Genomic DNA, 14,091 nt, shown 5'->3' on the forward strand with positions numbered 1-14,091 from the left:
GGCTGGACTTTGAGCTCGATCTCGACGCCGGCAGGCAGGTCGAGACGCTGGAGCGAGTCGACCGTCTTGTCGGTGGGATCGATCACGTCGATCAGGCGCTTGTGGATGCGCATCTCGAAGTGCTCGCGCGAGTCCTTGTCTTTATGGGGGGACCGCACAACCGTGTAGCGATGCTTCTCGGTCGGCAGCGGCACCGGGCCCCGCACCTTGGCGTTGGTACGCAGCACCGTCTCGGTGATCTTCTGCGCCGACTGGTCCACGATCTCGTGGTCGTAGGCCTTGAGCCGCATCCGGATCCGAGGTGCTGCCATCTGAGTGCCTGACTGTTCGCCGGAAACCCGGGTTACTGGACGATCTTGGTGACCCGGCCGGCGCCCACAGTGCGCCCGCCCTCACGGATGGCGAAGCGCAAGCCCTCGTCCATCGCGATCGGGTTGATCAGCTCGACGGTCATCTCGGTGTTGTCGCCCGGCATGCACATCTCGGTGCCCGACGGCAGCTCGACCACACCGGTGATGTCGGTGGTGCGGAAATAGAACTGCGGGCGGTAGTTCGAGAAGAACGGCTTGTGCCGCCCGCCCTCGTCCTTGGTGAGCACGTAGACCTGCGCCTCGAACTTGGTGTGCGGGGTGATCGCGCCCTTGCGGGTGCAGACCTGGCCGCGCTCCACCTCGTCCTTGCCGGTGCCACGCAGCAGCAGGCCGACGTTGTCGCCCGCCTGGCCCTGGTCGAGGATCTTGCGGAACATCTCGACGCCGGTCACCGTGGTGGTCTGCGTGTCGCGGATGCCCACGATCTCGACCTCGTCACCGGAGTTGATGATGCCCTGCTCGATCTTGCCGGTCACCACGGTGCCGCGGCCGGTGATCGAGAAGACATCCTCGATCGGCATCAGGAACGGGCGCTCGGTGTCGCGCTCGGGCTCGGGCACGTAGGTGTCGACTGCGTTCATCAGCTCGACGACCTGCTCGGCGGCAGCCGCATCGCCTTCCAGCGCGTTCAGCGCGGAGACGCGAACCACCGGGACGTCGTCGCCGGGGAACTCGTACTCGCTGAGCAGCTCGCGTACCTCGAGCTCGACGAGCTCGAGCAGCTCCTCGTCGTCGACCATGTCGACCTTGTTGAGGGCCACCACGATGTAGGGCACGCCGACCTGGCGGGCGAGCAGCACGTGCTCACGGGTCTGGGGCATCGGGCCGTCAGCCGCGGACACCACGAGGATGGCGCCGTCCACCTGGGCGGCGCCGGTGATCATGTTCTTGATGTAGTCGGCGTGACCGGGCATGTCGACGTGCGCGTAGTGCCGGTTGGCCGTCTCGTACTCGACGTGCGCGATGGAGATCGTGATGCCGCGCTCACGCTCCTCGGGCGCCTTGTCGATCTCGTCGAAAGCCGTCGCCTGGCCGCCGACCTGTTCGGACAGCACGCGCGTGATGGCTGCCGTCAGTGTCGTCTTGCCGTGGTCGATGTGGCCCATCGTGCCCACGTTGACGTGAGGCTTGGTCCGCTCGAAACGCTCTTTTGCCATGTCGTACCCGCCTTTCGGGGTTCTGCTCGCCTATCGGGGGTGAGTGAGGTGCAGGGATGCGTAGTTCTCTTTGGTTTCTTCAAGGTCTTGAACGGTGTGAGGCTAGGGATGCCGTGGCCCAGTTCCAATGGAAAGGGCCGCATGACCGCAAACGGAAGCCGACTGCGGCCCGCCAGCAACGGCTCGGGTCATTCGCCGCGGATGCGTTTGATGATCTCCTCGGCGATGGTGCGCGGCACCTGCTCGTAGTTGTCGAATTGCATGCTGTAGGTCGCGCGGCCTTGAGTGCGGGACCGGAGGTCGTTGGCGTAGCCGAACATCTCCGACAGCGGCACCTTGGCGTCGATCACCTGGTTCACGCCGCGCAATTCCATCTGCCCGACCCGGCCGCGCCGTGAGTTGAGGTCACCGATGACGTCGCCCATGTAGTGCTCGGGCGTGACGACCTCCACCGACATGACCGGCTCCAGCAGGACCGGCCGTGCCAGCCTCGCTGCATCGCGCATGGCCATGGTGCCGGCGATCTTGAAAGCCATCTCCGAAGAGTCCACGTCGTGATGGTTGCCGTCGATCAGGTCGACGGCCACGTCCACCAGCGGGAAGCCGGCCAGCGGGCCGTTCTCCAGTGACGACTGCAAACCAGCATCGACCGACGAGATGTACTCGCGCGGGATCACGCCGCCGCGGATGCTGTCCTCGAAGACGTATCCCTCGCCGGGCTCAGACGGGCGCAGGTTGATGACCACCACTGCGTACTGACCCGAGCCGCCTGTCTGCTTGATGTGGCGGTACTCGAACTTGTCGACCGGCGCCGTGATCGTCTCGCGGTAGGCAACCTGCGGCTTGCCGATGGAGGCGTCCACCTTGAACTCCCGCAGCATCCGGTCGACCAGCACCTCGAGGTGCAGCTCGCCCATGCCTGAGATCACGGTCTGGCCGGTCTCGTCGTCGGTCTTGACCTGGAACGTGGGATCTTCCTCGCTGAGCGCCGTGAGCGCCTTGCCCAGCTTGTCCTGGTCGCCCTTGGACTTGGGCTCGACAGCGACGTGCACGACCGGGTCGGGGAAGTCGAGCTGCTCGAGCACGATCGGCTTCGACGAATCGCACAGCGTGTCGCCCGTGCGAGTGTTCTTCAGACCGATGCCCGCGACGATGTCGCCGGTGCCGATGTCGTCCCGGTCTTCGCGGTTGTTGGCGTGCATCTGCAGGATGCGCCCGATGCGCTCGCGATTGCCCGTGGTGGTGTTGAGCACCTGGCCGCCGCGCTCGAACTTGCCGCTGTACACCCGAAAATAGGTGAGCTTGCCGACGTGAGGGTCGGTCATGATCTTGAACGCCAGCGCCGAGAACGGCTCTTCGTCGCTCGGCTTGCGCTCCAGATCGTCCTTGCCATTCGTCGAGCGGCCCGCAATTGCCGGGATGTCTACCGGCGCGGGCAGGTACATCGTGACGGCGTCGAGCAGCGGCTGCACGCCCTTGTTCTTGAACGCGCTGCCGGTAAGCACCGGCACGATCTGGCCGTCGACCGTGCCCTGCCGGATCGCCCGCCGGATCGTGTCGGCATCGACCTCTTCGCCTTCAAGGTAGGCCAGCATGATGTCCTCATCGACATCGGCGAGCCGTTCGAGCAGCTTGCTGCGGTACTCGGACGCCTGATCGGCCAGATCAGCAGGAATGTCGACAATGTCGTAGGTGGCGCCGAGGTCGTCGCCTTTCCACACCACAGCGTTCATCTCGACGAGGTCCACCACGCCTTCGAAGTCGGCCTCGAGGCCGATCGGCAGCTGCAGGACAGCCGTGTTGGGGGTGAGCCGGTCCTCGATGCTGGCCAACGAGCCGAAAAACGAGGCACCCGTGCGGTCGAGCTTGTTGATGAAGCACATCCGCGGCACGCCGTACCTGTCGGCTTGACGCCAGACGGTCTCGGTCTGCGGCTCGACGCCCGCGACGCCGTCGAACACTGCCACGGCGCCGTCGAGCACCCGCAGCGAACGCTCCACCTCGACGGTGAAGTCGACGTGGCCCGGCGTGTCGATGATGTTGATGACGTGATCGTTCCAGTGGCAGGTGGTGGCGGCGGAGGTAATGGTGATGCCCCGCTCCTGCTCCTGCTCCATCCAATCCATCGTGGCGGCGCCGTCGTGGACCTCGCCGATCTTGTAATTGACACCGGTGTAGTAGAGGATCCGCTCCGTCACCGTGGTCTTGCCCGCGTCGATGTGGGCCATGATCCCGATGTTGCGGACGCGGTCGAGAGGTTGCGTTCGAGCCATTTCAGCGTTGCCCCAGTTGACCAGACATCTCGATCAGATCGCCAGCGAACCGCTCACCAGCGGATTGCTACCAGCGGTAGTGGGCGAAGGCCTTGTTGGCCTCTGCCATGCGGTGCGTGTCTTCACGCCGCTTGGCAGCCGAGCCGGTGCCGTTGGAGGCATCCATCAGCTCGTTCGCGAGTCGTTCCGACATGGTGCGCTCGCGGCGCTCGCGGGCGAAGCCCACGATCCAGCGAATTGCCAGCGCGGTGGCGCGGCGAGGGCGCACCTCGACGGGCACCTGGTACGTGGCACCGCCGACGCGACGGCTCTTCACTTCGACTTGCGGCCGGGTGTTGTCCACCGCCCGCTTCAGAATCTCGAGCGGCTCGCCGCCTGTCCGCTCGCCGACGAGATCCATCGCTTGGTACACGATGCTCTCGGCCAGCGAGCGCTTGCCGCGCCGCAGCACCTTGTTGATGAACTGGGTGACCAGCGCGGAGTCGTAGACGGGGTCGGGAGCGATGTCGCGGCGGGGCGCTGCACCTCGGCGGGGCACGTCAGGACTCCCGCTTGGCGCCGTAGCGCGAGCGTGCCTGCTGGCGGGAATTCACACCCGAAGCATCCAGCGCACCGCGGATGATCTTGTAACGGACGCCGGGCAGGTCCTTGACCCGGCCGCCGCGCACCAGCACGATGCTGTGCTCCTGCAGGTTATGGCCCTCGCCCGGGATGTAAGCGGTCACCTCGACACCGCTGGTGAGGCGCACACGGGCAACCTTGCGCAGGGCCGAGTTCGGCTTCTTCGGCGTGTGCGTGTACACGCGGGTGCAGACCCCGCGCCGCTGGGGCGAGCCCTTCAACGCCGGCGTGCGCACCTTCGTCGGCTTGGACTTTCGGCCCTTGCGGACCAGCTGCTGGATCGTGGGCACCAGAACCTCAGTGAGTTGGGAGACCCCTGCAAGTCGGGGCTGTCAGCGGGACAGGTTGCTAGCGGACAGGTCGACGGGCAGGAGTCGTGCAGATCTGCGCAATGCCCCACCCGGCAGCGCGCCGAAACCGGCCTTGAAGGCTAGGCAGCGCGCCCCAGCACGACAACCGCTCAGCTGGCGTCGGTGAATGAGGCGACGCTCTCGTCGAGACCGGCCTCGTCGGCATCGGGATCGCCGCCGATCGAAGCCAGCCACGCAGCCGGGTCCTGGGCATCCTCGGACGACCAGAACTCCATCGGCTCGTATTCGGGTGCAATCGTGTCGATATTGCGGTACACGTCCTGACCCGTGCCAGCCGGAATCAGCTTGCCGATGATGATGTTCTCCTTGAGGCCCTTCAAGCTGTCGCGACGCGACTCGATGGCCGCCTCGGTCAGCACGCGGGTCGTCTCCTGGAAGGAGGCCGCCGAGAGCCACGACTCGGTCGCGAGCGAAGCCTTCGTGATGCCCATGATGATCGGGCGGCCCTCGGCGGGGCGACGGCTCTCGGCCACCAGCTCGCGGTTGGCTTCGCGGTAGTTCCGCTGGTCGACCTGTTCGCCGGGCAGGAACGGCGAATCGCCCTGCTCGCCGACGAGCACCCGCCTGGTCATCTGGCGGATGATCAGCTCGATGTGCTTGTCATGGATCGACACACCCTGCTCGCGGTACACCTTCTGCACCTCGGAGACGAGGTACTGCTGGGTCTCGCGCACGCCGCGGATCTCGATGAGCTCCTTGGGATCGCGCGGACCGTCCACGAGCGGATCGCCGGCGCGGATGTCCTGACCGTCGGTCACGGCAAGCCGCGATATGGACGGAACCGTGTAGGTGTCCTCGGAGCCGTCATCGCCGATGACGTCGATCTGGCGTCCCCGACCGTCGTCCTCGCCGATGCGCACCACACCTGAGCGGCGGGCCAGCACGGCCTTGCCGCGCGGGGTGCGGGCTTCGAACAGCTCGACCACCCGGGGCAGACCGCCGGCGATGTTCTCGCCGCCGATGACACCGCCGGTATGGAACGTCCTCATGGTCAGCTGCGTGCCCGGCTCGCCGATGGACTGGGCAGCAATCACGCCGACCGCCTCGCCCACCTCGATGAGCTTGCCGGTCGCCAGTGATCCGCCGTAGGCCATCGCCGACACGCCGAATTCGGAGTCGTCGGTGAGCGGGGACAGCACACGGACCCGCGTGACGTCAGGATCGTCGCGCAGCGCGATCAGCTCGTCCTCGCCGATCAGCCGTCCGGCCTCAAGCACGGTGCCGTCACTGAGCGTCACTTCCGCTGCGAGGCAGCGGCTGAACAGCCTCGTGTCGAGATGGGTGCGCTTGTCCGGTCCGTCCGGGGCGACGTCCTCGATCCACAGCCCGTTCACCGGACCGGGCCGGTCGAAGGGATTCTCGCTGTTGATGATGAGCTCTTGGGCGACATCGACGAGCCGGCGGGTCAGGTAGCCCGAGTCGGCCGTGCGCAGCGCCGTGTCGACCAGGCCCTTGCGGGCGCCTGGCGTGGAGATGAAGTACTCCAGCGTGGCCAGGCCTTCCCGGTACGACGACTTGATGGGGCGCGGGATGATGTCGCCGCGAGGGTTGGCGACCAGCCCGCGGATGGCGGCAATCTGGCGCACCTGCATCATGTTCCCGCGTGCGCCGGAGCCGACCATCATGCCGATCGGGTTGAACGTGGTGCGAGACATCTCGCCTTCAAGCGAGCGACGCACCTCGTCGGTGGCGTCGGTCCAGATCTCCACTTCCTTCTGACGCCGTTCGCCGTCGGTGATGATGCCGCGCCGGAACTGGGTCTCGACGCGCTCCGCCTCGCCCTCGTGGCGTTCAAGGATCTCGGCCTTGTCGGGAGGCGTGCTCACGTCGTCGACCGAGATCGTCAAGCCCGAGCGGCTGGCGTACTCGTAGCAGAGGTCCTTGATGTGGTCGAGGCTGACGGCAATCTCGCTGGTGGAGTAGTTGTCGGACAGGGCGCGCACGATGCGGCCCATGTCGCCCTTGCGCACGGGCCGGTTCACGTACTCGAAATCGTCCGGGAGCGCAGCGTTGAACAGCGCACGGCCTGGCGTCGTGGGCGTGTAGCTGCCGTTTCCGTCGCTGAGCTGCGCAATTCGCCACTCGATGGGCTGGTGCAGCTTGAGGTGGCCGAGGTCGAGCGCCTGCTCGATCTGGTGCAGGTGACGGAAGACCGGCTTGCCGGCGCCGTCATCGCTGCTGTCATCGCTGTCCGGGCCGGTCGCCTCGGTCAGGTAGTAGCTGCCGATGAGCATGTCCAGGTTGGGCACGGTCATCGGCCGGCCGTCGGCAGGGCTCAGGAGGTTGTTGGCCGACAGCATCAGCACCCGTGCCTCTGCCTGCGCCTCCGAGGACAGCGGCAGGTGCACCGCCATCTGGTCGCCGTCGAAGTCGGCGTTGAAGGCAGCGCACACGAGCGGATGGATCTGGATCGCCTTGCCTTCCACCAGCAGCGGCTCGAAAGCCTGGATGCCCAACCGGTGCAGCGTGGGCGCCCGGTTCAGCAGCACCGGGTGCTCCTTGATGACGTCCTCGAGCACGTCCCAGACGTCGGCGCGACGCCGTTCGACCATCCGCTTGGCCGATTTGATGTTCTGCGCGATCTCCGAGTCGACCAGCCGCTTCATGACAAACGGCTTGAACAGCTCGAGCGCCATCAGTTTGGGCAGCCCGCACTGGTGCAGGCGCAGCGTGGGCCCCGCGACGATGACCGAGCGGCCCGAGTAGTCCACGCGCTTGCCGAGCAGGTTCTGGCGGAAGCGACCCTGCTTGCCCTTGAGCATGTCCGACAGCGACTTCAGCGCCCGATTGCCGGGGCCTGTCACAGGACGGCCCCTTCGGCCGTTGTCGAACAGCGCATCGACCGCTTCCTGCAGCATGCGCTTCTCGTTGTTGACAATGATCTCGGGTGCGCGCAGGTCGAGCAGACGCTTCAGCCGGTTGTTGCGGTTGATGACACGTCGGTAGAGATCATTCAGGTCAGAGGTCGCGAAGCGCCCGCCGTCGAGCTGCACCATCGGGCGCAGATCGGGCGGGATGCACGGCACGGCGTCGAGAATCATCGCCCGCGGGTCGTTGATGCGGCGCCCGTGCTCGTCTCGCCGGTTGAACGCGCTCAGGATCTTGAGGCGCTTGATGGCCTTCTGCTTGCGCTGGGCCGACAGTGGCCGGCGCCCGTCGGACGCCTCGATGGCGGCACGCAGCTCGGCCTCTTCGACGTCGAAGTCCATGTTGGCCATGAGCTGCGCGATGGCCTCGGCGCCCATGCCGCCCTCGAAGTACTGGCCGTAGCGATCCTCCAGCTCGCGCCAGAGATCCTCGTCGTCGACGATCATCCGCTCGTGCAGATCGCGCAGCGCCGCGAAGGCGCGCTCCACGAGGTCCTTCTCCTCGTTGGCCTCTTCGTCAATGGCATCGAGGTCACGCTCGGATTCGCGCTGGGCCGACCGCAGCTCGCGTTCCTTGGCGTCCTCGGCCTCGAGTTGCTTCAGCTCGTTCTCGAGCTCGGCGAGCCGCTCCGCCCGGCGCTCCGCGAGCTCCTCGTCGATGACGTCGAGCTCTTCGGCCTTCTCGGCCTCGAGCCGCGGCAGGTCAGCGTGCAGCTTCTCGCTGTCGACCTTGGTGACCAGGTTCGCGGCGAAGTAGATGACACGTTCCAGCGCTTTGGCCTTGAGCTCCTGGCGGGGGTCGAGGCCAGTCAAGAAGTACGCCAGCCATGAGCGGGTACCACGCAAGTACCAGATGTGCACGACCGGGGCCGCCAGCTCGATGTGACCCATGCGCTCGCGGCGCACCTTGGAACGGGTGACTTCCACGCCGCAGCGCTCGCAGATGATGCCCTTGAACCGGACGCGCTTGTACTTGCCGCAGCCGCACTCCCAGTCCTTGGTGGGACCGAAGATCTTCTCGCAGAACAAGCCGTCCTTCTCGGGCTTGAGCGTGCGGTAGTTGATGGTCTCCGGCTTGCGGACCTCGCCGTTGGACCATGTGCGGATGGCGTCAGCGGTTGCCAGGCCGATCCGGATGTCAGAGAAGTCGTTGACGTCGATCATGCGTTGTGTCCGGCCCTGTGTCTGTTTCGGTGGTGCGAGTTCTTGATGTTTCGGTTGCGCTGCATCGGCTGTGCGGTGTCGCTGCGCTGATCACATGCGCTGCTGGCGGCGCAGCTCGTCTTCTTCGTCGGTGCCGCGCTCGGGTCGGCTGATGTCGATGCCCAGCGATTCCTCGGCACGGAAGACGTCCTCGTCGAGACCCTGGATGTCGATCTGCTGCCCGGCTGTCGACATGACCTCGACGTTGAGGCACAGCGCCTGCATTTCCTTGATGAGCACCTTGAAGCTCTCAGGGATGCCGGGCTCGGGGATGTTCTCGCCCTTGACGATGGCCTCGTACACGCGCACCCGGCCCAGCACGTCGTCGGACTTGATGGTGAGCAGCTCCTGCAGGCAGTAGGCAGCGCCGTACGCCTCAAGCGCCCACACCTCCATCTCGCCGAAGCGCTGGCCGCCGAATTGCGCCTTGCCGCCCAGCGGCTGCTGGGTGATCATCGAGTACGGCCCCGTCGAGCGGGCGTGGATCTTGTCGTCGACAAGGTGTGCCAGCTTCAAGATGTAGCTGTAGCCGACCATGATCGGCTCGTCGTAGGCCTCGCCGGTGCGTCCGTTGAAGAGCACCGTCTTGCCCGAGCGGGTCATCAGGCGTTCGCCGGTCACCGATTCGGGCCGCAGGTTCTCGAGCGTCTGCTGGATGGTGGGATGCCGTCCGGCGGCCTCCTCCTCGTCCCAGCGCGCCCCGTCGAACACCGGTGTGGCAATGAACACCGACGGCTCGGTGGTGGGGCGGGTCTTGCGGGCAGTGTTGCTGACCGGCTCCTTGCCGATCATCTCTTCCTTGCCGCCCTCGTCGGTGGCCTTCCAGCCCCAGCGTGCTGCGTAGCCCAAGTGGGCTTCGAGCACCTGGCCGACGTTCATGCGGCTCGGCACCCCCAGCGGGCTCAGGATGATGTCAACCGGTGTGCCGTCGGCCAGGTACGGCATGTCCTCGGTCGGGAGGATCTTCGAGATCACGCCCTTGTTGCCGTGACGCCCAGCGAGCTTGTCGCCCACGCTGATCTTGCGCTTCTGGGCCACATACACGCGCACGAGCTGGTTCACGCCTGGCGGCAGCTCGTCGTCGGCGTCGCGACTGAACACCCGAATGTCGGTGACCACGCCGTTCTCGCCGTGAGGCACCTTGAGCGAGGTGTCGCGCACCTCGCGGGCCTTCTCGCCGAAGATGGCACGCAGCAGCCGTTCCTCGGGCGTGAGCTCGGTCTCGCCTTTGGGAGTGACCTTGCCCACCAGCACCGCGCCCGGCTCGACTTCGGCACCGATGCGCACGATGCCCTGCTCGTCGAGGTCGGCGAGGATGTCGTCGGCCAGGTTGGGGATGTCCCGGGTGATCTCCTCGGGACCCAGCTTGGTGTCGCGGGCGTCGATCTCGTACTCGTGAATGTGGATCGACGTGAGCACGTCGTCCTTCACCAGACGCTCCGACAGGATGATGGCGTCCTCGTAGTTGTAGCCCTCCCAGGCCATGTAGGCCACCAGGAGGTTCTTGCCCAGCGCCAGCTCGCCGTGATCGGTGGACGGTCCGTCCGCGATGACGGCCTGAGGCTCCACGCGATCGCCGACGCGAACGAGCGCTCGCTGATTGATGCAGGTGTCCTGGTTGGAACGTCGGAACTTGAGCAGCGGGAATTCGTGCCGCTTGCCGTCGTCTCCATCGATGACGATGCAGTCGCCGGCGACTTCGGTCACTTCGCCGCCGATGCCCTGACGGTCGCCCATGTCGTCTTCGACTTCGGCAAGCACCATCTCGGCGGCATCGGCCATGGCGAGACCTTCGATGCCGGTGCCGATGTAGGGGGCCTCGGCCCGCAGCAGCGGCACCGCCTGACGCTGCATGTTGGCGCCCATGAGTGCCCGGTTGGCGTCGTCGTGCTCGAGGAACGGGATCAGCGCTGTGGCCACCGACACGATCTGCTTCGGCGAGACATCCATGAGCTGGACTTCCGATGCCGGCACGTAGCTGATCTCGGTGGTTGCGGCGAAGTAGGTGTCGCGCTCCATCTGCAGCCGCAGATCCTCCAGGCTGGCGCCCTGGGGGCTCTTGCGCACGAGCACGCGGGGATTGCGGAATGATCCGTCGGGGTTGAGCGGCGCGTTGGCCTGGGCGACCACGAACTCCTCTTCCTCGTCCGCGGTCAGGTAACGCACCTCGCTGGTGGCCTTGCCGTCCTTGATGACCCGGTAGGGAGACTCGATGAAGCCGAACTCGTTGACGCGGGCGAAAGTGGCCAGCGCCCCGATCAGGCCGATGTTCGGACCCTCCGGCGTCTCGATGGGACACATGCGGCCGTAGTGGCTGAAGTGGACGTCGCGCACCTCGAAGCCGGCCCGTTCGCGCGACAGGCCGCCAGGGCCGAGCGCGGACAGTCGGCGGCGGTGGGTGAGGCCCGACAGCGGGTTCACCTGGTCCATGAACTGGCTGAGCTGGCTGGTGCCGAAGAACTCCTTGGTGGCCGCGACGACCGGGCGGATGTTGATCAGCGTCTGCGGCGTGATGGCCTCGACGTCCTGGGTGGTCATGCGCTCGCGCACAACCCGCTCCATGCGGCTGAGGCCGATGCGCACCTGATTCTGGATCAGCTCGCCGACGGAGCGAATGCGACGGTTGGCGAAGTGATCCTGATCGTCCAGGCGGTAGCCGGGCTCGGCGTTAGCCAAGTGCAGCAGGTAGCTCGCCGTGGCGAGGACTTCGCTGCGGGTGAGCACCGTGGAATCGGGATCGGGACGGATCAGCTCTGGGTGCTCGAGCGCGTCGGGATGATCGGCGTCGATGAAATCCAGACCGAACAGCTCGGATACGCGGTCGAGCTCGGGCCCAAGCTTGCGGTTCAGCTTGTAGCGGCCGACCTTGGACAGCGAGTACCGGCGCTCGTCGAAGAACGCATTCTGGAAGTAATTGGACGCGGCATCCGGGGTGGCCACCTCACCAGGGCGCACCCGCTTGTACAGCTCGAGGAGCGAATCCTGCTGATTGGGCGCAACGTCTCGGTCCTTGTCCCACTGGGGCTCCAGGAAGTCGAAGTGCTCGACGAACCGCTCGAGCAGGCCGGGGTGGCGGTCTTCGCCGTAGCCGAGCGCTCGCAGCAGCGAGAAGATGCTGAGGCGGCGCTTGCGGGCCACCCGGCTGCCGGCAGTGGGATCTTTGCCCGGCTTGTGCTCGACGTCGAACTCGATCCACTCGCCGCGGTAGGGGTGAATGGTTGCCGTCACCAGCTGGTGCTTCGACATATTGCGCAGCCGGTAGCGCTCACCGGGCTGGAAGATGACGCCGGGCGAGCGCACGAGCTGGCTCACCACCACCCGCTCGGTGCCATTGATGATGAACGTGCCCTTGGGGGTCATCATCGGGAAATCGCCCATGAACACCGTCTGGGCCTTGACCTCACCGGTGTGAGCGTTCTTGAACTCGGCGCGCACGAAGATCGGCGCCGAGTAGGTCATGTCGCGTTCCTTGCACTCCTCCACGGAGAACTTGGGCGGCGGTCGCAGATCCTCGTCGTAAGGGTCGAACGAGAAGACGAGCTGGAGATGCCCGCCGAAGTCGCTGATGGGGCTGATGTCTGAGAAGGTCTCAGCGAGCCCGACATCGAGGAATCGTTGGAAGGAATCCTTCTGGATGGACACGAGGTCCGGGAGTTCCAGGACTTCATCGAGGTTGCCGAACGAATAGCGTTCGCGGCCGACACGAGACGACAACGGACTCTCCTAGTGGTTCAGTTGTTCGGGATGGGTCACCGGCGACTGCCCGCGGCAGGCGACGGGGGGCTGGAAGCGCGCGCAGTCGCAGGCGTCCGCAGCAAACAGGGAGCCCACCGCTGGGCCTCGGTGCTGGGGACTGGTGGGTGCGCGAATGGGGAGGCCACCTGTGCCACGGCCTTGGCAACGCTATCCAGCAACGCTGGGCGCCACAACCGCCACACGCGGCATGCGGTGAGAAATGCGCGCGCGTCTAGGACAGTTCGACGCTGGCGCCGACTGCCTCGAGGGCTTCCTTGGCCTTGTCGGCGTCGGCCTTCGGCACGCCTTCGAGCACAGGCTTCGGGGCAGCCTCCACCAGATCCTTGGCCTCCTTGAGTCCCAAGCTGGTGAGCGAGCGCACCTCCTTGATGACCTGTACCTTCTTGTCGCCGATCGCGGTCAGCGTGACGGTGACCTCATCGGCAGCCTCCTCGGCGGCCTCGCCGTCGGTGTCACCGCCAGCAGCAGCGGCAGCCACCATCATCGGGGCGGCGGCAGCAGCGGTGACGTCGAAGCGCTCTTCGAACGCCTTCTTCAGCTCGACCAGCTCGAGCACCGTCATGTTGCCGATGGCGTCGAGGATCTCTTCGGTGGACGTGCTCATTGGTTGTTCTCCATATCAATTTGGGCTGGATCAATTTGGGCTGGGTCTGACGGATCGCTGTTGGGGTCGTCTGATGCGGCACCTTCGGGCTCAGGAGCGGCATCGTCCGCGGCCGCGCTGGCATCGGCTTGGTCGGCTCGAGCCGCCGGCGCCTCGTCGGAAGCCGGACTGTCCGGCGTCTTGTCGATCAGCGCTTGGACGAGGCCCGACACTTCACTGATCAGGTTGTTCATCATCGAGGCCAGCGCGTTGAGCGGCGCGGAGAACGCTCCGAGCATCTGCGCCATCAGCTCATCGCGCGACGGCAGGTCAGCCAAGTCACGCACCTGAGCGTCGCTGAGCAGCGTGCCCGCCAGCACGCCGCCCTTGATGATCAGCGCATCGTGCTCCGCAGCGAACGTGCGCAGGGCCTGAGCGGCGGCCGAGGGATCTTTGCCGCAGAAAGCGAGCGCCGTCGGACCTAGAAGCAGGTCGAGCGTTCCGGCCGGCGCATCAGCCGACAGCGCCCGACGGACCAGGGTGTTCTTGTAGATCTTGTAGCGGCAGTCGGCATCGATGAGGCGGCCTCGCAGATCTGCCATCTCTGCCACGTCCAAGCCCCGGTACTCGGTGAACAGCACTGCTTCGGCATCGTTGAACCGCTGGCGGACCTCGTCCACTACGGCCACCTTGTCGGCCCGCGGCGCGCGCCCCTCAGCCGTCGTTGCTGTCGCCATGGTGGGGACCTCCTGTGCTGCGGGGTGTGCGGTGATCGGGCGGTTGGATCGCTCCCGGTCCCAGAACGGGCACCGGTCCGCAGACCAGACAGAACCGCCTCCCGACGCAGACGCGCACAGGAAAACCGTCCGCCTCATCAGGCTCGACCCGT

The 14,091-nt window shown here is 66.0% G+C and carries 9 protein-coding genes; all 9 read right to left on the reverse strand.

Annotated elements, in window-relative coordinates; all coding sequences use genetic code 11:
* A partial coding sequence (gene rpsJ / locus VI480_RS01630; protein ID WP_323671069.1) for a 30S ribosomal protein S10 occupies positions 1-311 on the reverse strand: 311 nt, incomplete at its 3' end.
* Positions 312-343: 32 nt separating this feature from the next.
* Positions 344-1,528: an elongation factor Tu gene (tuf, locus tag VI480_RS01635; protein WP_323671070.1), complete on the reverse strand. Its 1,185-nt coding sequence runs from the start codon at positions 1,526-1,528 to the stop codon at positions 344-346.
* Positions 1,529-1,716: 188 nt separating this feature from the next.
* The gene (gene fusA / locus VI480_RS01640) at positions 1,717-3,801 is read right to left on the reverse strand and encodes an elongation factor G (RefSeq protein WP_323671071.1); all 2,085 of its coding nucleotides are present in this window, start codon (positions 3,799-3,801) and stop codon (positions 1,717-1,719) included.
* A gap of 67 nt (positions 3,802-3,868) precedes the next feature.
* Complete coding sequence (gene rpsG, locus VI480_RS01645; RefSeq protein WP_323671072.1) at positions 3,869-4,339, reverse strand: 30S ribosomal protein S7; 471 nt, start codon at positions 4,337-4,339, stop codon at positions 3,869-3,871.
* A gap of 1 nt (position 4,340) precedes the next feature.
* Entirely contained in the window at positions 4,341-4,712 is a 372-nt protein-coding gene (rpsL, locus tag VI480_RS01650) for a 30S ribosomal protein S12 (RefSeq protein WP_323671073.1), read from the reverse strand.
* A gap of 170 nt (positions 4,713-4,882) precedes the next feature.
* Positions 4,883-8,824, reverse strand: a complete 3,942-nt coding sequence (locus VI480_RS01655; RefSeq protein ID WP_323671074.1) for a DNA-directed RNA polymerase subunit beta' — start codon at positions 8,822-8,824, stop codon at positions 4,883-4,885.
* 90 nt (positions 8,825-8,914) lie between these two features.
* Positions 8,915-12,577, reverse strand: a complete 3,663-nt coding sequence (locus tag VI480_RS01660; protein ID WP_323671075.1) for a DNA-directed RNA polymerase subunit beta — start codon at positions 12,575-12,577, stop codon at positions 8,915-8,917.
* 253 nt (positions 12,578-12,830) lie between these two features.
* Entirely contained in the window at positions 12,831-13,223 is a 393-nt protein-coding gene (rplL, locus tag VI480_RS01665; RefSeq protein WP_323671076.1) for a 50S ribosomal protein L7/L12, read from the reverse strand.
* Positions 13,220-13,939, reverse strand: coding sequence for a 50S ribosomal protein L10 (gene rplJ, locus VI480_RS01670; protein WP_323671077.1), 720 nt, complete (start codon positions 13,937-13,939; stop codon positions 13,220-13,222). Before rplJ ends, rplL begins: the two co-directional genes overlap by 4 nt.
* Between the last annotated feature and the right edge of the window lie 152 nt (positions 13,940-14,091).

The organism is Candidatus Poriferisodalis multihospitum, assembly GCF_028283155.1.
GTDB classification, from domain to species: Bacteria; Actinomycetota; Acidimicrobiia; order Acidimicrobiales; family Poriferisodalaceae; genus Poriferisodalis; species Poriferisodalis multihospitum.